The sequence below is a fragment of the Bacillus sp. AL-1R genome, from assembly GCF_052180195.1.
Taxonomy (GTDB): Bacteria; Bacillota; Bacilli; order Bacillales; family Bacillaceae_G; genus Gottfriedia.
In genome coordinates, this window is record NZ_CP197469.1 from 2,728,111 (window position 1) to 2,746,180 (window position 18,070).

Annotated in this window: 20 protein-coding genes; 11 read left to right on the forward strand and 9 right to left on the reverse strand. The window is 32.6% G+C overall.

What is annotated here, in order from left to right; all coding sequences use genetic code 11:
• Nucleotides 1-46 precede the first annotated feature (46 nt).
• The 4 genes from spoIIM to ACSBO6_RS12925 all read right to left on the reverse strand — a co-directional run bounded on the left by spoIIM (nucleotide 47) and on the right by ACSBO6_RS12925 (nucleotide 3,243).
• The gene (spoIIM, locus tag ACSBO6_RS12910) at nucleotides 47-697 is read right to left on the reverse strand and encodes a stage II sporulation protein M (RefSeq protein ID WP_098845288.1); all 651 of its coding nucleotides are present in this window, start codon (nucleotides 695-697) and stop codon (nucleotides 47-49) included.
• 202 nt (nucleotides 698-899) lie between these two features.
• A complete protein-coding gene (locus ACSBO6_RS12915; RefSeq protein WP_180232862.1) occupies nucleotides 900-1,766 on the reverse strand; it encodes an alpha/beta fold hydrolase in 867 nt (288 codons plus the stop codon).
• A gap of 168 nt (nucleotides 1,767-1,934) precedes the next feature.
• Nucleotides 1,935-2,621 (reverse strand): DUF975 family protein, encoded by a 687-nt coding sequence (locus ACSBO6_RS12920; protein ID WP_098845290.1) that lies wholly within the window; start codon nucleotides 2,619-2,621, stop codon nucleotides 1,935-1,937.
• 76 nt (nucleotides 2,622-2,697) lie between these two features.
• Nucleotides 2,698-3,243 carry an NUDIX domain-containing protein gene (locus ACSBO6_RS12925; RefSeq protein ID WP_098845291.1) on the reverse strand — a complete coding sequence of 182 codons (546 nt, stop codon included), beginning with the start codon at nucleotides 3,241-3,243 and terminating at the stop codon, nucleotides 2,698-2,700.
• Nucleotides 3,244-3,333: 90 nt separating this feature from the next.
• Between ACSBO6_RS12925 and mciZ the strand changes: the two genes are divergently transcribed.
• Together mciZ and ACSBO6_RS12935 are read left to right on the forward strand one after the other, a co-directional pair.
• Nucleotides 3,334-3,483 carry a Z-ring formation inhibitor MciZ gene (mciZ, locus tag ACSBO6_RS12930; RefSeq protein WP_142339193.1) on the forward strand — a complete coding sequence of 50 codons (150 nt, stop codon included), beginning with the start codon at nucleotides 3,334-3,336 and terminating at the stop codon, nucleotides 3,481-3,483.
• A gap of 37 nt (nucleotides 3,484-3,520) precedes the next feature.
• Nucleotides 3,521-4,432: an aldo/keto reductase gene (locus ACSBO6_RS12935; RefSeq protein ID WP_098845292.1), complete on the forward strand. Its 912-nt coding sequence runs from the start codon at nucleotides 3,521-3,523 to the stop codon at nucleotides 4,430-4,432.
• 28 nt (nucleotides 4,433-4,460) lie between these two features.
• Here the strand turns inward: ACSBO6_RS12935 and ACSBO6_RS12940 are convergent, their stop codons facing one another.
• Nucleotides 4,461-4,958, reverse strand: a complete 498-nt coding sequence (locus ACSBO6_RS12940; RefSeq protein WP_180232863.1) for a GrpB family protein — start codon at nucleotides 4,956-4,958, stop codon at nucleotides 4,461-4,463.
• Between the two features lie 272 nt (nucleotides 4,959-5,230).
• On the opposite strand from ACSBO6_RS12940, the gene ACSBO6_RS12945 reads away from it, so the two are divergent.
• From ACSBO6_RS12945 to hcp, 4 genes are all read left to right on the forward strand, one after another.
• Nucleotides 5,231-5,707, forward strand: a complete 477-nt coding sequence (locus ACSBO6_RS12945; protein ID WP_098845294.1) for a MarR family winged helix-turn-helix transcriptional regulator — start codon at nucleotides 5,231-5,233, stop codon at nucleotides 5,705-5,707.
• The gene (locus ACSBO6_RS12950; protein WP_286138273.1) at nucleotides 5,708-7,225 is read left to right on the forward strand and encodes an MDR family MFS transporter; all 1,518 of its coding nucleotides are present in this window, start codon (nucleotides 5,708-5,710) and stop codon (nucleotides 7,223-7,225) included. It begins immediately after the preceding gene.
• A gap of 256 nt (nucleotides 7,226-7,481) precedes the next feature.
• Nucleotides 7,482-8,474, forward strand: coding sequence for a glycerophosphodiester phosphodiesterase family protein (locus tag ACSBO6_RS12955; RefSeq protein ID WP_498843467.1), 993 nt, complete (start codon nucleotides 7,482-7,484; stop codon nucleotides 8,472-8,474).
• A 155-nt stretch (nucleotides 8,475-8,629) separates the two neighbouring features.
• Nucleotides 8,630-9,919, forward strand: a complete 1,290-nt coding sequence (gene hcp, locus ACSBO6_RS12960; protein ID WP_098845295.1) for a hydroxylamine reductase — start codon at nucleotides 8,630-8,632, stop codon at nucleotides 9,917-9,919.
• A 999-nt stretch (nucleotides 9,920-10,918) separates the two neighbouring features.
• Here the strand turns inward: hcp and moaA are convergent.
• Nucleotides 10,919-11,926, reverse strand: coding sequence for a GTP 3',8-cyclase MoaA (gene moaA, locus ACSBO6_RS12965; protein ID WP_098845297.1), 1,008 nt, complete (start codon nucleotides 11,924-11,926; stop codon nucleotides 10,919-10,921).
• Nucleotides 11,927-12,171: 245 nt separating this feature from the next.
• Here moaA and ACSBO6_RS12970 point away from each other — a divergent pair, with 245 nt between their 5' ends.
• The 5 genes from ACSBO6_RS12970 to ACSBO6_RS12990 all read left to right on the forward strand — a co-directional run bounded on the left by ACSBO6_RS12970 (nucleotide 12,172) and on the right by ACSBO6_RS12990 (nucleotide 16,671).
• On the forward strand, nucleotides 12,172-12,888 hold the full coding sequence (locus ACSBO6_RS12970; RefSeq protein ID WP_498843468.1) for a Crp/Fnr family transcriptional regulator: 717 nt from the start codon (nucleotides 12,172-12,174) through the stop codon (nucleotides 12,886-12,888).
• A 262-nt stretch (nucleotides 12,889-13,150) separates the two neighbouring features.
• A complete protein-coding gene (locus ACSBO6_RS12975) occupies nucleotides 13,151-13,603 on the forward strand; it encodes a cyclic nucleotide-binding domain-containing protein (RefSeq protein WP_498843469.1) in 453 nt (150 codons plus the stop codon).
• Nucleotides 13,604-13,710: 107 nt separating this feature from the next.
• A complete protein-coding gene (locus ACSBO6_RS12980) occupies nucleotides 13,711-15,219 on the forward strand; it encodes a nitrate/nitrite transporter (RefSeq protein ID WP_098845300.1) in 1,509 nt (502 codons plus the stop codon).
• A 93-nt stretch (nucleotides 15,220-15,312) separates the two neighbouring features.
• On the forward strand, nucleotides 15,313-15,837 hold the full coding sequence (locus tag ACSBO6_RS12985; RefSeq protein WP_098845301.1) for a hemerythrin domain-containing protein: 525 nt from the start codon (nucleotides 15,313-15,315) through the stop codon (nucleotides 15,835-15,837).
• Between the two features lie 297 nt (nucleotides 15,838-16,134).
• Complete coding sequence (locus ACSBO6_RS12990; protein ID WP_098845302.1) at nucleotides 16,135-16,671, forward strand: hypothetical protein; 537 nt, start codon at nucleotides 16,135-16,137, stop codon at nucleotides 16,669-16,671.
• Between the two features lie 105 nt (nucleotides 16,672-16,776).
• Here ACSBO6_RS12990 and ACSBO6_RS12995 read toward each other — a convergent pair whose 3' ends face one another.
• From ACSBO6_RS12995 to ACSBO6_RS13005, 3 genes are read right to left on the reverse strand one after another with little or no spacing between them, the layout of a single operon-like run.
• Entirely contained in the window at nucleotides 16,777-16,971 is a 195-nt protein-coding gene (locus ACSBO6_RS12995) for a hypothetical protein (RefSeq protein ID WP_098845303.1), read from the reverse strand.
• On the reverse strand, nucleotides 16,961-17,494 hold the full coding sequence (locus ACSBO6_RS13000; protein WP_098845304.1) for a Rieske 2Fe-2S domain-containing protein: 534 nt from the start codon (nucleotides 17,492-17,494) through the stop codon (nucleotides 16,961-16,963). Before ACSBO6_RS13000 ends, ACSBO6_RS12995 begins: the two co-directional genes overlap by 11 nt.
• A gap of 32 nt (nucleotides 17,495-17,526) precedes the next feature.
• The gene (locus ACSBO6_RS13005) at nucleotides 17,527-18,066 is read right to left on the reverse strand and encodes a 4Fe-4S dicluster domain-containing protein (RefSeq protein ID WP_098845305.1); all 540 of its coding nucleotides are present in this window, start codon (nucleotides 18,064-18,066) and stop codon (nucleotides 17,527-17,529) included.
• Nucleotides 18,067-18,070: the final 4 nt, after the last annotated feature.

An 18,070-nucleotide genomic window follows, 5' to 3' on the forward strand; every position in this document is an offset into this window, starting at 1 on the left:
TGATAATAATTATAACAAAGATAGAGAAAGTGTCAAAAATTATTTGTTAATTTTTTGAAACAATTATTTCAGAGATGGCTTTTAAAAAATAAGTTGAACCATATGCCTCAATAATACTTGCCATACTTAAGCAAACAGCAACAATTCCAAAAACAAAAGAATACGAGATTAACTGTTTCATAATTGGTTCATTATCATTTTTAATAAATTGTTTTCGAATCATACGAATGGACAGTTGTACCGCTAAAACTGTTAGTAATATATAAAGTGGTAAAACGATAACGTTTTGTGGAAAAACAGAAGAAAATGCTAATAAAATACCGTGCCAGCCTAATTGATTGACTAAGAACCCTACTGTAAAACCAACTACCAATCCTTTCATAAATAGTAAGATAAGAATGATTGGTAATCCGATGATTGAGATACCTAATATCCAAATCAAAGCTAAAAACTTCAAATGAGTAGAATAGCTCGAAAGGAACACTTCATTTCCACTAATATAATCACCATTATTAACTTGTCCAAAAAAATGAGTAATAAACGATAGAATATCCTGCTTTTGACTCACATTCATACTATTTACGATGACTGCTCCAAATACTACACCAAAAAGTAAAATCACACTAACAAAAATATAGAGTGACAAATAATCTTTAACATGTTTTTTCATCATTGATTTGACTGAGCTTCTTGTCATGATATCATCTCCTGCACTATATTCTCTCTTCATTTTATGAATGGACAAGTAATTTATTCTTTTAATTTATAAAAGTTCGAAAATTAATAATACGAAAAAAATGTATGTCTTGTTGTTATTTCATGTTGTGAGGTGTTGATTTAAAGTTTTGAAAAAATAAAAAAAGCTGTTAAAGTCAACAAGGACTAAAAACAGCATTTCTTTAATTTAATAATTCAATTTGTTTTTTTATGATTTGACCGATTGATTTTGCATTTTCTTCATTATTACCATAAATAGCTGAATGATTGTACCCTTCTAGTGTTTGACGATTACCTTGATTCGTTGTTTCACAATATTCACTATGATATTTTTCAACTTTATGTAGTAATTCCTTTTTTTTCTTCAGATTAAGCTGTAATCCACTTTGATTTGAAGCTGTTAATACTAGTAAAGGTATATTCATTTTTATTTTCAATGCGTCTTTTATTCGTAAGTTACTATAGTATAGATTTTTCCACTCACTGACAACAGTCTTCCAATGCTTATAGCTCTTAATTGAGCTAATTATTTCGAGCTGATGATCTGGAGCAGTTTTCATTATTTTATTAATTAGTTTAGTTGGAATAGCCTTAATAAGACGAAATTGGTTCGCATTCTTCATCATTAACGCAAATTGATATAGTAATTTATCATATAATCTCTGCTCATGTTCCTCTAAAGTAGGATGTGTTGGATCGAGTAAAATCATTGATTGGATCGCATTTGGAAAAAGCCGAGACATTTGGAATACAATATATGACCCTAGAGAATGTCCAACTGCAATTAGTGGACTTTTAATATTTAATGCTAATAAAAGATCATAGCATTCATAAGCTTGTTGTTCTGTTGATCGTTCTGTCGTCCATATTCCACTTTTTCCATAACCTAAGCGATCGTATGTTATAACTTTGGCATATTTACTCAACTCTTCTTGTAAATAATTCCATTGATGAAGAGTATGCATCATTCCACATTCTAATAGAACTGTAACTTTGCCTTCACCTTTTATTCGAACGTGATATGTGCCAAGCTCACCATTAACAAACAATATTCTCACCTTCATCGTATATGATTAGATTAGTTGTCTTATTGTATTCAATTTTCATGTATTCTATTTTATCTTTCATTTTTACTTTAAAAAATGTGCTTCGATATAATCCTTAAAAAACGAGAAAAAAAGACGTTAATAAAACTAACGCCTTTCTTCTTAAGGTTTTTAGATTGTTTCCTTTTTATCTTCGTAGGCTTCTTTTACTTCTTCATAAAATTGAGCTTGAGAAGTGTAAAAGTATGGTGCTACATAAAACAATGCAAGCCCAAATGTGATAACTACCAATAGGCCCCAGCCAATGAATGAAAGCCCTAGTAAAAAGAATTTCCATTTATATCCATCCATCATTCTTCTACTTAGAGTAATTGCATCAAGGGCATTTAGATCTGGATTATCTTTTAAAATATACCCGACTTGTGAATAAGCGAGGGCTTTGATAATTCCAGGAATGATCAGTAAAATCGTCCATAATACTGTAAATAAAGTTACTAAAAACCCAACTAATATCCCTCTAATAAATTGATGTCCACTTTTAAAATAGAAAAATATGTCCGATATACTTTTTTCTTCATCACGAATCAACTTAATAAAGTAAACAAGTAAACCATAGCCTAAAAGAGTATTTATGATTGCATTAACGATTTCGATTACGGTTTGGACTCCACCAGGAATTAAATCTTGTTGATCCAAATCTAAAAATATACTACCCGTATAATGTTGATTAACTGGTCCATTTAGTAACATATAAATAAGTCCTTGTAATACACCATAAAATACGAGGGTTAAAATCGCTTTTCCCCAATTTCCTGATAGACGATTTTTAGCTGTTTTTTTAATTGACGAAATTCTCATCTACTCATCCTCTCAAAAAATGTCATTTTATTTTATCATGTTATTACCATATTTTGAGATTTATTTTAATTTTATTTTAATTTTTTTGTAATAATTGTAAATATTGGACTGCGAAACATGTTTTTGCATCATGGATTGAACCTTTTTTTAGCTCTTCTAAACACTCGTCTAATGTTAGCTCAAACATTTCGACAAATTCATCTTCGTCTAAAGCAGCACTATTCTCTAATTTCTTTAAACCTTTTGCAACATATATATGTATGTATTCGTCTGCAAACCCTGGTGAAGTATAAAAAGATTGTATATGCTCCCACTCGGCAGCTTCATATCCAGTTTCTTCTTCTAGCTCTCGTTTAGCTGTCACTAATGGCTCTTCGCCTTTTTCTAATTTCCCTGCTGGAATTTCTAAAAGACTTCTTTCTAGCGCTTTTCGATACTGCTCTACAAAAACAATTTTACCTTCATTTGTAATTGGAATAACAGCAACTGCACCAGGATGCTTTACGATTTCACGTGTACTTGTATTTCCATTCGGTAATTCTACCTTTTGATGATAAAGAGAGATCACTCTTCCTGAAAATATTTTTTCTTCTGCTAGTGTTTTTTCTTCAAATTTTTTCATTTTTTTCATCACCTTGTTCTAATTTATATGGTTGTCACATACATTTTATCATTTATTTCATTAAAATACTTTCTGAAATGAGGTAGTCTGATGAAAATGTGTATGACGGAAAATTCTGTTGTTCTTGTAGGCTCCAAAACAGATATTTTAAAAACGCTCGAAGTTATTGGTATGCAATATAAAACTGTTCAAGAATGGATTCAAAACTCCAAAGGTAAGCTCCTCTATGTTGTAAAATAATTCTCTTTTCCCTACAATTAAATTTGGAGGGATTTATATGAAAAAACGTAAACTTGGTTCTACTTTATTAGAAATTTCCGAAATTGGTTTAGGTTGTATGTCTCTTGGGACTGAAGAAAATGAGGCGATTTCAACAATTCATGCTGCAATCGATGCTGGAATCAATTACTTTGATACTGCTGATTTATATGATTTCGGTAAAAATGAAGAAATCGTTGGAAAAGCATTAAAAGGTCGTAGAGATCAAGTGATTATTGCTACGAAGGTCGGAAACCGTTGGAATCATTCAAATGATAATAAATGGTATTGGGATCCATCAAGAGCATATATAAAAGAAGCTGTAAAAGATAGTTTACGTAGACTAAATACAGATTATATTGATTATTACCAACTTCACGGCGGAACAATCGAGGATCAATATGAAGAAACTATTTTTACTTTTGATGAATTAGTAAAAGAAGGCTTAATTCGTCATTATGGAATTTCTTCAATTCGTCCAAATGTTATCAATCGATTTGTAAATCATTCATCTATACAAGGTGTTATGATGCAATATAATGTTCTAGAGCGTAGACCCGAAGAATTTTTTCCGCTTTTCGAAAAACATCATATTTCCGTCATTGCACGTGGTTCTGTAGCAAAAGGTTTATTAACAAGTAAGTGGGAAAAGAAACTATCTAACAAAGGCTATATGTCCTATTCAGAACAAGAATGTATTGAAACAATCCATAAGCTTCTCCAACTTCTCGATGAACAACAATCCTTACATAGCTTAGCCCTACAATATGTTCTTTCACATAAAGCAGTTTCATCATTAGCTGTAGGAGCTAGAAATAAAGAGCAATTACTAGATCATATTAACGCTTATTTTTCAAAGCCATTAAATTCACAACAAATTACCAAAATTAAAGAAATTACACTTCTTACGAATTACGAGGAACATCGTTAAGCCACTCCTTCCTTCCATGGAAGGAGTGTTATTTCTTCCATTTACTTGCTTTTCGATCAATTTCATTTAAAAATTCTTCTCGTCCTCTTTTATATTCTGATTGATTATTAGCAAGTCCTTTTTTTAATTTTATATATTCCATTGCTTGATCTGTATGTGCGATCATATATTCCCTAAATGCAATATTTCGTTCAACAGCAGCATTCCCTTTTGCGTATACATGAATATGGAAACTACAATTATCATCACATTTTATAAAAAATCTTCTGTCTTGCTTAGATTGATCCCCCATTTGTTCGTAACCTAAGTTTTTTAAAACATCACTATATTCATCAAACTCTTTTAAGCATTTTACCACTATCATCAAATCAATGATTGGCATCGCAAACATATTTGGAATTGAAGTACTACCTATATGATAAATCGCTACTTTCTCTGGTAATAATAGTTCAATTGCCTTTTTTTCAGACTGAAAATCTTCTTCCCATGAAGTACGATAAGGGACAATTTCAATAGTCTTTTTCATATTAACACCTACACTTTTTTCATTAGCTTCCTTATATAGCATTCGTTAAAAGATACCTTATTATTGAAAAAAACAGTAGAAAATGCATAATAAAAGTTCTTTATTGAATCCCTAGAGTTAAACTAATTACAACTTCTTACAAATTAAATTTTGGTTAAAATACTCACAATTTCTACTTTAATTAGTTTCTTTGAATTATAATTATTTTAGTTACTAAGATATTTAGTTACGTTAACTTTTTTTAGTACTTCCTATTTTAAGGAGAGAATGAAATGTTAGAAAAACCAGTCAATCGAAGTGAATTAATTCCAGCTTTAATTATGGAAATTAGAAAATTTAACACTTCAATCGTTCTTTTTAACGAAGGGCTTGCCTCAAATCTTCATTTAAATGCGACTGATTTACGATGTCGAGAATTACTTTGCCATACTGGTCCGATTACAGCTGGAAAGTTATCTAAGTTAACACATCTATCTACCGGTGCTATAACAGGTGTTATTGACCGACTTGAAAAAGTCAACTTTGTTGAACGTGTTCAAGATCCTAATGATCGTAGACGAGTAATTATTCAACCTGTGTATGAACGTGATGATGAATTAGCAGAGCTCTTTAAACCATTATCTGATTCTCTTTCTTCTATTTTTAACGAGTATGATGATAAAGAGTTAACATTTTTATTTAAATTTTGGAATGATATTAATGAATTGATTCCAAAAGAAACTAAAGAATTAATTAAGGGGGAAACTTGAGTGGTTTCAAAAGACAGCAAAGTTGGCTTTGTCGTAGCAGGTCTATTATTAGGTATGCTGATGGCGGCTATGGATAACACAATTGTTTCAGCTTCAATGCCGACAATTGTTGGAGAACTAGGAGGTTTAGACCAATTTATATGGGTAACTTCAGCATATTTAGTTGCTACTATGGCAAGTATGCCGATATTTGGTAAGTTATCAGATATGTATGGTCGTAAACGATTTTATTTATTAGGACTTTTAATTTTCTTAATTGGTTCTGCATTATGTGGAACAGCAAATAGTATTGTTCAACTTAGTGTGTATCGTGCTATTCAGGGAATTGGTGGAGGCTCACTAATGCCAATTGCCTTTACCATTATTTTCGATATTTTCCCACCTGAAAAACGCGGGAAAATGACTGGTTTATTTGGTGCAGTTTTTGGTCTTTCTAGTGTATTTGGACCACTTTTAGGAGCTTATATTACTGATCAAATTGATTGGCGTTGGATTTTCTATATCAACTTACCTTTAGGTATTATTTCCTTATATTTAATTTCTCAGTTTTATAAAGAAAATCTACATCTGAGAAAACTAAAAATCGACTGGTTTGGTGCAATCACACTTGTCGGTTCAGTTGTCAGTTTAATGTTTGCACTTGAACTTGGTGGAAATGAATACGATTGGAACTCTGGTCCAATTATTTCTTTATTTGCCATCTTTGCCGTTTTGTTTATCGCATTTATATTAATTGAAAGAAAAGTTGAAGAACCCATCATTTCATTTAGCTTATTTAAAAAGCAACTTTTTGCAGCAACTCAAGGTGTTGCATTTTTCTACGGTTCTGCTTTTATTATTACGACCGTATTAATCCCACTTTTTGTTCAATCAGTTTATGGTGGTACAGCCACAAATTCTGGTATCATTCTTATTCCGATGATGCTTGGTTCAGTTGTAGGTAGCCAAGTAGCAGGACAATCAGTACGTAAATTTAGTTATAGAAGCATCATGTTAGTTTCAGTTGTTTTATTCTTTATCGGTATGTATTTATTAAGTACATTAGATACTGATACAGCTCGATCAACAGTAACGTTTTACATGATTATCGCTGGACTTGGAATGGGATGTTCATTCTCGTTATTAAGTATGGCAACTCAACACAAAATCGAGCCGCAAAAACGTGGCATCGCAACATCAACAAATACTTTCTTTCGAACATTAGGAATGACGATCGGTGTTACTATTTTTGGTACAATACAAAACCACGTTTTTAAAAATAAAGTAAGTGATTTACTTGGTAATTTAGGTGCATTTGGTGGAAAAGTTGACTCACGTGCTTTATTATCCGCTGATGCAAGAGCTAAAATTCCACCAGAAGTACTTCATAAAATCTCAGAAGCAATGGCCCATTCTGTAGCGACTACTTTTAAATGGACACTAATTCCAATCACTTTAGGTTTTATCGCAATTATCTTAATGGGTAAAGAAAAATTAACTTTTGAAATAAAAGAAAATAGATCAAAAAAAGCGCAATAAACTTAAAGCCAAATCCGATTTAAGATGGATTTGGCTTATTTTTTTCTCTAAAAAACTAATTATCTTTACATTTTTCAACATTTATTTACTTTTATTTATTATTTTAATCATTTGAACTTTAAATTTGTCATCTATTCTTATAGAGTAATAGATTTATTTGAGGAGATGATTATAAATGAATGGGAAAAAGTTAATTTTAGCAACAATGACATCACTTATGGTATTTTCAGGCGTTAGCCAAGTTTTTGCATAAAATGTGAACCAGAATACGTTAAAGTCATTTGGACCAAAAGGATTTGACCTTCAAGCACACCGTGGAGGACTGGGGCTGACAGTTGAGTCAACTCTTGCTTCATTCTCCCATGCTCTTGAACTTGGCGTAAGTACCCTTGAGCTTGACGTACAAAAAACTGAAGATCATCAAGCTGTCATTACGCATGACCGTAAAATTACAGGTACCAAATGCACTGACACAAAACCAGCATTCGTTGGCGATTCGGAATACCCGTACGTTGGCAAATACATAAAAGATTTAACGCTAGCTCAAGTAAGAACGCTTGATTGTGGAGCAAAGGGTCTACCTCAATTCCCTGGTCAGCAACTAAGTCCAGGTGCTCAAATGCCACTATTAACTGAAATATTTGAACTTGTAAAGCAATACAAAGCTAAAAAAGTCTGGATGAATATCGAAACGAAAGTAGAAGCTGGAGCACCTGAACAGACAGCTCCTCGCGAGGAATTCGTTCGAATTGTTGCCAAGCAAGTTCGAGAAGCTGGAATGCTTAATCAAGTGTCCATCCAAAGTTTTGACTGGGGTGCACTCAAGCTAATGCATGAAGTCGAACCTCGATTACCTCTTGTTGCACTAACCAACGGACCTGAATTTCTACAACCTGGCAAACCTGGTAAATCGCCTTGGTTAGGTGGAATCGATATTGATGATTTTGATGGAAATCTCGTAGCTGCGGCACATTCATTAGGTGTAGATGCAATTTCTCCAGTCCATGGATTCCCACAAGATGGCAAAATTACTGATGCGAACTACATGCCTTATATTACTAAAAGTATGGTTCAAGAAGCTCACCAGTACGGTCTGAAGGTTATTCCATGGACAGTTGACGACCAACCAACTATGCAAAAACTGATAGATGATGGTGTTGATGGAATCATAACTGATTATCCTGACCGACTACGTGATGTAATGAATCAGAATCATTTTAAGTTACCAAAAAGTTACTCTGCTAAGTAGTTCATAAATTTACCCTATTATTCTCTCAATATATAATTTTTTTAATCGAAAATAACTTATTTATTAGTTTAGCGATTTCATGTGATTTACGTCACAAACAATGACTAAATCCCGCCATATAATAAGATTATTAAAAATAGTTAGGGGGATGAAGGATGTTTTGTAACCAATGTGAACAGACTCCTGTTGGTGGTTGTAAGATTGTGGGTGTATGTGGAAAAGATGAAACAATTGCAAGTTTACAAGATACGATGGTTTATGGGTTAAAGGGAATTGCAGCTTATCGGACTCATGCAGCTCAATTAGGGTACACTGATCCATTTGTTGACCAAGTAACACATGAAGCTTTATATATGACTTTAACAAATTCGAATTTTAATTTACAAGAACACATTGATATGGCTATGAAAGTAGGTCAGGCAGCAATTCGTGTTATGGAGCTATTAGATGAAGCTCATACAAAACATTTTGGAATTCCTGAACCTGTACAAGTTTCTTCTAATAAAATCGAAGGAAAATGCATTGTTGTAACTGGCCATAACTTATTTGCATTGGAAGAATTGTTAAAACAATCAGAGGGGAAAGGTTTAAATATATACACTCACTCTGAAATGCTACCGGCTCACGGTTATCCAGCATTGAAAAAATATCCACATTTAAAGGGTAATATAGGAAAGGCTTGGTTTGATCAACGTCGTTTATTTGAAAAATTCCCTGGAGCGATTTTAGCTACCACAAACTGTGTAATGCCAATAAAAGGAAGTTATGCTGATCGCTTCTTCTCATATGAAGTGGCAGGATTAGAAGGAGTAACAAAGATTATAGGGGAAGATTTTTCGCCATTAATTCAACGTGCATTAGAATTACCAGAAGCAAAGATCGAATCAGAAGAAGTAATGACTACTGGTTACCATCACGAAACAGTTTTGTCTATTGCACCTGAAATTGTAGAAGCTGTAAAACACGGAAAGATTCAACGCTTCTTTGTAGTAGCAGGTTGTGACGCACCAGGAAAAGGTGGAGAATATTATCGTGAGCTTGTAACTTCTCTACCAAATGATACAGTCGTTTTAACAACATCTTGTGGTAAATTCCGCTTTAATGATGTAGACTACGGTACTGTATCAGGTACAAACATTCCTAGATTTATAGATTTAGGGCAATGCAATAATTCAATTTCAACGATTAAAATTGCAGCTGCATTAGCGGAAAGCTTTAATTGTAGTGTCAATGAATTGCCAGTGAGTATTGTACTTTCTTGGTTTGAGCAAAAAGCCGTTGCTATATTATTAGGGTTATTTAGTCTTGGTATCCAAGATATTCGAATCGGCCCAAAAGCACCTGATTTTATTAATGAAGGCGTTTTAAATGTATTAGTTGATGCATTTGGCTTAAAATTAATTACAAATGCACAAGACGATTTAAAAACTATATTACAAGGATAATAGTTTTAATGACCATGGGACTTCTCTTAAGTGAGAAGTTCTTTTATTATTTTTTTAGTTCCCGTTCCACTACAAAAACAACTATACAAAAATAGTTGTTTCAGACTGTTGAAAAATGAGCTTGTTAACGAGGCTAATTTTTGGTTGATTTCCACTAAAACCTGTCATGAGTAAAGAACTTTCTAATTTTTGCTGGTTTACTTACTCATGAACTTGCTATGAGGAAGTACCTTTCTATTTTTCGCTAGTGTACTTCCTCATGAACCTGTTATGAGGAAGTACCTTTCTTTTTTTCGCTAGTTTACTTCCTCATCAACCTGTCATGAGGAAGTACCTTTCTTTTTTTCGCTGGTGTACTTCCTCATCAACCTGTCATGAGGAAGTATCTTTCTTTTTTTCGCTGGTATACTTCCTCATGAACCTGTTATGAGGAAGTATCTTTCTTTTTTTCGCTGGTGTACTTCCTCATCAACCTGTCATGAGGAAGTATCTTTCTTTTTTTCGCTGGTGTACTTCCTCATCAACCTGTTATAAGGAAGTATCTTTCTTTTTTTCGCTGGTGTACTTCCTCATCAACCTGTCATGAGGAAGTATCTTTCTTTTTTTCGCTGGTTTACTTACTCATGAACTTGCTATGAGGAAGTACCTTTCTATTTTTCGCTAGTTTACTTCCTCATGAACCTGTTATGAGGAAGTACCTTTCTATTTTTCGCTAGTTTACTTCCTCATGAACCTGTTATGAGGAAGTATCTTTCTATTTTTCACTGGTTTACTTCCTCATGAACCTGTTATGAGGAAGTATCTTTCTATTTTTCACTGGTTTACTTCCTGATCAACCTGTCATGAGTATGAACCTTTTAAATTTTTGCTTAAATAATATATACTTAGACTTTTATTGTTCGATATTGACAATGTTTTTTATTTCAACAGTCTGAAAATCCAATTTTTTTACTTTGTCTACATACTAAAAAAAACAACTATACAAAAATAGTTGTTTTTTTATCCACCAATATAAGACATTTCAATTTTACGATTTTTATGACTTTCTTCTGTGCGGATTTCAGAGTATCTGTCATCTCGTTTTTCCCAAATTGATTTTATTGTTGTTGAAATGTGTTGATCTGTATCTCCAGTACGCAACATGTTCTTTAAGTCATATCCTTCTGATGCGAAAAGACAGGTGTATAGCTTTCCATCTGTAGATAGGCGTGCTCTTGTACAAGAAGTGCAGAAGGTTTCTGTAACCGATGAGATAAATCCGATCTCAGTATTTGTCCCTTTATATCGATATCGTTTTGCTACCTCTCCAATGAAATCCTGCTCTACGGGCTCCAACTGATAGTGTTCTTGGATCAAATCGAATAATTGCTTCTTTGAGATAACGTCTTTAAAATTCCATCCATTTGTACAACCTACATCCATATACTCTATAAATCGTAATGTAATATTTTTTTCTTTAAAAAAACGAACCATTGGTAATACTTCCGTATCATTTAAACCTTTCTTTACTACCATATTTACTTTAACTTCTAGCCCTGCTTCTCTAGCTGTAAAAATTCCGTTTAAAACTGTGCTAACGCCCACATTCATATTATTTATCTTCTTGAAAACTAGATCATCTAGAGAATCTAAGCTCACATTTACACGGCAAATTCCAGCTTCCTTTAGTGCTTTTGCATTTTTTGCCAAAAATACACCATTTGTTGTTAAAGTCACATATTTAATTCCTTCGATTTTTGAAAGACTTTTAACTAGTATTGGTAGATCTTTTCTTAAAAGAGGTTCCCCTCCTGTTAACCGAATCTTTTCTACACCTATTTTTGCAAATAATTTTGCTAATCGAACAATTTCCTCAAAGGATAGGATTTCATCTTTACACATAAAGGGATAGTCAACTCCAAATATCTCTTTAGGCATACAATAGCTACATCTAAAGTTACAACGGTCTGTTACAGATATTCTTAAATCACGTAATGGTCGATTGCGGGTATCGAGAATATTCGTCATTTTTTTTCGCACCCCTTTTTCTTTTGTACGTTTTTTAATTTATATTAGCATACAAAATTTTTTCACCGTATGATGTATGTCACTACCTTTTTGTATAAACTATTTTGTATTTATCAAATTCTTTATCCATAGAAGTTCTATGCTATTCAATCGCATGGTATTATAATATTAAATGTAATACTTAAAATACTTGTTTAAAGATGTGCATAAAAGTGTTCAACTATAACTGAAGCGGAGATACTTTGATGGAAAAAAATAATATTAGAAAAAGTGACCTTTCAATCGTTTCTGAAGATTTGGCTTCCTTATTAAAGTCAATCGGATCAACACGATCAGTAAACAAAGGTACCTTCTTATTTCAAGAAGGAGAAGATGCTAAAGAATTGTATCTAATTAAATCAGGAAAGATCCAAATAAGTAAGTTGACCCTATATGGTGATGAATTAAATCTTCGCATTTGTCAAAAAGATGACTTAATTGGAGAATTAACTCTTTTTTCAGAGAATGCAAATTATATGCTTAGTGCTTACGCATTAGAAGCAGTAGAAGTGCAGGTCATTCCTAAAGAAATTTTGGAGAAGAAACTAATAAACGATGCTCGACTGACATTTGAATTTATGAAATGGATTTCTACTCACCTTAGAAAAAATCAATCTAAGATTCGAGACTTAGTATTAAATGGGAAAAAAGGAGCACTTTACTCCACACTCATCCGTATATCGAATTCTTACGGAGAATTAATCGAAAACGGAATTCTTCTTAATATTCATCTTACTAATCAAGAATTAGCTAAGTTTTGTGCTGCTACTAGAGAAAGTGTTAATCGGATGCTAAGTGAATTAAAGAAAAGAAATGTTATTAGCTATTCTCAAGACGGAAAGATTATTATCGAAGACTTACAATTTCTGAAAGATGAAATTGGTTGTGATAACTGTCCAAAAGATATATGTAACATAGATTAGTTCTCATTCAAGTAATATGATTAAAAGATAAGTAACCTTAACTTAGGCTCTATATAGTTAAGGTTATTTATTTTTTTAATGATTATCTATAAATAGATTTGTCCATGTTAGCCCTGTCTTGTTTAATCTAAAAATCTAATTGATTTCACAACATCTGATCACGATTGATTGGGCTAGTTGTGTGAAAAGTCACAGTTTGACTACAATCGTTTTTATATAATGATGAAAATACTCAGTCTTGTAATATAGGGAGGGAAAAAAATTGCATAAACATGATTATTTACTTTATTTGAAAAGCCTCTGTTTTTTTCAAGATCTCAATCATAACCTCTTTAAAAAAATAGTTGATGCATCCGATCTTCACTATATTGAGACAAATGAAAATATAACTATTCACAATAAACAGAATTTGATTATCATTTTAACCGGTAAGGCAAATGTACATATAAAAGAATCGAGTGGACTTCAATATAAAATTGGCTACTTAAATTCAAGGGATGTTTGCTTGCCTAGTATCTTTTTGCATACTCATGTAAACAATTCTATTATTCTTGAAGCGGCTCAGACTACGTCGTATATAGAAATCCCATTTTTATTTATAAAAAACTTATCTTGTAAAGAACCTGCTTTAAAACGTAATTTTTTGCGTTCTTTACATAAAAGCCTTCTAATTACTTACGAAGAAATTTTCAATTTGATGAGTAAGAATAAGTAATTCATCCTCCCTTTTTGTGTGATATAGTTCACAACGTAACTTTCGATTGATTGGTACTATTTAGTTAGTAAATTTTATTATTGATCCATCGAAAGGGGCATCATTATATGAAAAGTTCTAAAATCCAACTACCTCTTCAAACATCAAGTCTCATCGTAGGGTTCATGGTATGGGTACTCATTTCTTCACTCATGCCAAACATTCGCCAAGATATCGAATTAACAAATGGTCAGGTCTCCTTAGTAACTGCCATCCCTGTTATTTTAGGAAGCATCCTACGTATTCCAATCGGGTATTACACAAATAGGTTTGGAGCAAGACCCATTTTCACCATCTGTTTCCTTGCACTTTTATTTCCTGTATTTTTCATTAGTCATGCTGATTCACTTTCAGATTTAATTATTGGAGGATTGTTTATCGGTATAGGTGGTGCAGTCTTTTCAATCGGAGTAACTTCCCTTCCAAAATATTACCCTTCAAATAAACATGGTTTTGTGAATGGAATCTATGGTTCTGGAAATATCGGTACAGCTATTACTGCATTTTCTGCACCTGTTTTAGCTAAATCATTTGGTTGGGAGGCAACAGTCAGATTTTATTTAGTCTTATTAATTGCGTTTGCCTTATTCAATCTTCTGTTTGGTGATAAAAACGAGAAGAAAGTAAATGTTCCGATTGTAAAACAAGTAAAAGAAGTTTATCGTAATTCAACTTTATGGTCATTAAATTTATTCTATTTCATTACATTTGGTGCATTTGTTGCGTTTACAATCTATTTACCTAATTTCTTAGTGAATCATTTTAATTTAAGTCCTGTTGACGCTGGTATTCGAACAGCCGGATTTATTGCTTTAGCAACTATTTTTCGACCAATCGGTGGTTATCTTTCAGATAAATTCAATCCTTTCAATATATTATTGTTTGTCTTTGGTGGACTTACTTTCTCAGGAGTTCTATTATCTTTTTCTCCTACTATTAAACTATACACAATAGGAGTTTTATTAATAGCAGTTTGTGCAGGGATCGGAAACGGTACAATCTTTAAATTAGTGCCACTTTACTTTACAAAACAAGCCGGAATTGTAAATGGGTTGGTTGCTGCAATGGGTGGTTTAGGAGGCTTCTTCCCTCCATTAATCTTAACAACTGTTTTTAGCTTAACTGGTCATTATGCAATTGGATTTATGGCATTATCCGAATTTGCGCTTCTTAGTTTTGTGATTGTAGTATGGATGACTTTCCGTGAAAAATTAAAAACGGAACATAAAATATTAGAAAATACTGCCCAAGCAATGATGATAACAAATGAACAAGGAATCATCCAAAAAGTAAACCCATTCTTCACTAAAATAACGGGCTTTACGAAAGAAGAAGTCATTGGGAAAAAACCAAGTATCCTTCAATCTGGACATCACAATAAAGCATTCTATGCACAGCTTTGGAAACAGCTCAAAGATCAAGGTAACTGGCAAGGAGAAATTTGGAACAAGCGTAAAAACGGTGAAATTTATTTAGAATGGCTGACGATCACCCAAGTGTGTAACGATAATGGCAAAGTGATTTATTATATTGGTCAGTTTAGTGATATATCCAAAAGTAAGAGTAAAATAAACTAAAATCCCCATTTCAAATGTGGGTTGAATCACATCACGATCAGTCAATATTTTATATGATTAAGTTAGTAAATAACTCTATTTGGAGGAAAAACTATGTTTGAATGTCATCATATGATTGGAAATACTAATCAAGTAGAATTATGTGAAGCCTTACAGTTACTTAAGGATGAACATGCTTTATTAAATACTCAGAAGTTGTATTTATTTGAATGCTCAAATGCATTGATAAATGAAAGCTTGCTAGAAAATAAACTAAAAAAACTTGAAGAACTACGCTCGAAAGTCATGACATTTATAGCTACTTTAGATCCTCACTCACAAAAAGAAGAAGGTCATTTATTCGAATTAATGGCTAACCATATTGGAAAGGAAAATGGCCCTATTGCAGTAATGGAAATGGAACATGATCATGCAAAAAGTTTAATAAGCCAATTCCTCACTAAAACAGAGGACATAAGTAGTAACAGTAACATTGATGAAATTTGTAATCTAGTTATTGAAGCTTATCATGTATTAACTTCACATTTTATGAAAGAAGAACAGGTGCTGTTTCCTATGGCCCAAAACATCCTGTCTGAAAGTGAAAAAACTTATTTATTAGATTCTATAAAAGATTAAATCTATCGGTTTTATGCTGATGTTTTAATTAATGAACATAAGGTGTTCCTATTTACAAGGGACACCTTTTCTATCGTGTTGAAAATGTGTTTTTCTACTACGCCAATTTGTGGTTATTTTCCACTCCATCCATTTATCCAGTAAGGAACTGTCGTATTTTTAATGATTTACTTAAGCTGCCGTCAGTAACTAAATTTCAAATTTCTGCTCGTTTTACCTGTAATAAATGTCACAGTATCTTGCCTCATTACCTTTTATAATAATAGTGAATAAACCAAACAGGAGGTTAAATTCATCATGTTAACTGTTGAATTACATGCTATTAGCTCTGATCAATCGATAGAACAAATTCTTTATGAGCAAGGATTTAAAATCCAAGATGGAACGTATATATACACAAAGAGTAACATTAAATTAGAAGGTGTCTTAGATTCTCATAATAGGTCTCTAAAAATTAATATTCCCCCACAATTAAATCTGAAACAATATACAATTATACACCATTTTATTAAGAATCTTATTCTAGTTCTTACTGCTAAATATAATGATTCTCAAAGTTTATTAGGCTATTTATCTAATGGAGAAGGAGCTTATATTCTTACAAATTGGGAACATTGGGTTGCTTTTCTTCAAAAGGCGAAACTACGTAGTTTAGAAGGAAAAAAAGTACAAGTATTCGATGATTCAAATAAAGAAATTGCCTCTGGTCTGTTTATTAGCTACAAGATGGATGAGCAATCATCAAATATTACAGAATGCATATTGATTACCCATTTTGGTGAGAGATCCTTTAAGGGAAGCAATTTAGTAATTGAAGCAACAAATGAGTGGTAACTTAACATACTATCCTATTAAATATGTAAAAATCCCCCAGTTTTATTAAAAACAGGGGGATTTCTATTATTACTTCTAAAGCATGCGCTAATCAATTATCCTTGATTATTTTGGATATTCTTTCTTTCTCCATTTTAAGTAAGTAAAAAAGCAAACTATAGAAGAAAGAACGCCTATAATCGTATATAGCCTAACATGATCGTATTTTTCTCCATAAAAAGATTCAATCGTCCATTGAAGCATCACTACGTTAACAATTAAGGTTATAATAATGATTATCCAATATTTTTTATGCACCATGACGAACTTTCCTTCCTACTGCGTAAATAACACCATCAATTACTTCTAATTCAATCAATGGTAATTCACGCTGAGGTGGACCAGCTAGAGGCTGACCATTGTCCACACTAAAAAATCCTCGGTGACAAGGGCACAATAGCTTTGATTCCTCCTTATCATAAAAAACAGGACATTGTAAATGGGTGCATTTATTATTATAAGCTTTTAGATTGCCATCTTTTGTGTGTACTAGGATCGCAGGTTCGTTCGCTGTTGGATAGTTAAAGTTTATTGAACTATCTTTTGGTAAGTCTTGCAACTTTATAATCTTTTGTCTGTTTAAATCCTCTTTCTTCTTATTAAAGGCAATAGCTGAAAATGGAACAGTTGCTAAGCCAAGAGTAACTGAAGCACCTACAACGGATTTCAGAAATGTTCTTCTGTTTAATTTTAAATCTTCATTCCTGTTTAAATTATCGATTAAGTTAATCAAATCATCATTTGTTTCTTTTGTATTGCGTTTGCTTTTTTTATCTTGAGGCATAAGTAAGTCTCCTTTCGCCTTATCTAACTTTTTTACGAATATACACCAAAGAATTCTGGAACGTATTCCCACTTATTTCCTTCTTGTGGTTTTTTACCTTCAACGAGATTCATCTGAGTTCTTCTTCTACGCAGCTGTTGCATTTCATCAAAGTCAATAAAACGAATTGCATCACTAGGACATACAGAAGCACACATTGGTGCAATATCGTATTTTGAGCGGTCGTAGCACATGTCACATTTGTACATTTTATTTTCTTCAAAATCGAACTTAGGAATACCGAACGGACATCCAAACGTACAATTTCTACATCCTATACATTTCTCTTCCATTGCTGAAAGAACTACGCCTTCCTCTGTTATTTGAATGGCATTTGCAGGGCAAACTCTTGCACAGGCTGGATCTTTACATTGCATACAAAGCATCGGATAAGTTTGTCGACTTTCCATGAAATCAACATACTCTACATAGTTTCTTTCTTTTGCATCATGATCACCGCATTCTCGGCAAGCTGCTTGACATGAACGGCATCCAATACATCGCTCAAATTCTAAATACATGATTTTATTCATTTAT

Excerpts from the sequence above, each read along its gene's own strand:
- mciZ (WP_142339193.1), top strand. The coding sequence starts at position 3,334 with ATGAAAATGTGTATGACGGAAAATTCTGTTGTTCTTGTAGGCTCCAAA.
- ACSBO6_RS12920 (WP_098845290.1), bottom strand. The coding sequence starts at position 2,621 with ATGAGAATTTCGTCAATTAAAAAAACAGCTAAAAATCGTCTATCAGGA.
- ACSBO6_RS13005 (WP_098845305.1), bottom strand. The coding sequence starts at position 18,066 with ATGAATAAAATCATGTATTTAGAATTTGAGCGATGTATTGGATGCCGT.
- ACSBO6_RS12995 (WP_098845303.1), bottom strand. The coding sequence starts at position 16,971 with ATGGTGCATAAAAAATATTGGATAATCATTATTATAACCTTAATTGTT.
- ACSBO6_RS12935 (WP_098845292.1), top strand. The coding sequence starts at position 3,521 with ATGAAAAAACGTAAACTTGGTTCTACTTTATTAGAAATTTCCGAAATT.
- ACSBO6_RS12980 (WP_098845300.1), top strand. The coding sequence starts at position 13,711 with ATGAAAAGTTCTAAAATCCAACTACCTCTTCAAACATCAAGTCTCATC.
- ACSBO6_RS12990 (WP_098845302.1), top strand. The coding sequence starts at position 16,135 with ATGTTAACTGTTGAATTACATGCTATTAGCTCTGATCAATCGATAGAA.
- ACSBO6_RS12940 (WP_180232863.1), bottom strand. The coding sequence starts at position 4,958 with ATGAAAAAGACTATTGAAATTGTCCCTTATCGTACTTCATGGGAAGAA.
- ACSBO6_RS12945 (WP_098845294.1), top strand. The coding sequence starts at position 5,231 with ATGTTAGAAAAACCAGTCAATCGAAGTGAATTAATTCCAGCTTTAATT.
- ACSBO6_RS13000 (WP_098845304.1), bottom strand. The coding sequence starts at position 17,494 with ATGCCTCAAGATAAAAAAAGCAAACGCAATACAAAAGAAACAAATGAT.
- ACSBO6_RS12985 (WP_098845301.1), top strand. The coding sequence starts at position 15,313 with ATGTTTGAATGTCATCATATGATTGGAAATACTAATCAAGTAGAATTA.
- ACSBO6_RS12925 (WP_098845291.1), bottom strand. The coding sequence starts at position 3,243 with ATGAAAAAATTTGAAGAAAAAACACTAGCAGAAGAAAAAATATTTTCA.
- ACSBO6_RS12970 (WP_498843468.1), top strand. The coding sequence starts at position 12,172 with ATGGAAAAAAATAATATTAGAAAAAGTGACCTTTCAATCGTTTCTGAA.
- moaA (WP_098845297.1), bottom strand. The coding sequence starts at position 11,926 with ATGACGAATATTCTCGATACCCGCAATCGACCATTACGTGATTTAAGA.
- hcp (WP_098845295.1), top strand. The coding sequence starts at position 8,630 with ATGTTTTGTAACCAATGTGAACAGACTCCTGTTGGTGGTTGTAAGATT.
- spoIIM (WP_098845288.1), bottom strand. The coding sequence starts at position 697 with ATGACAAGAAGCTCAGTCAAATCAATGATGAAAAAACATGTTAAAGAT.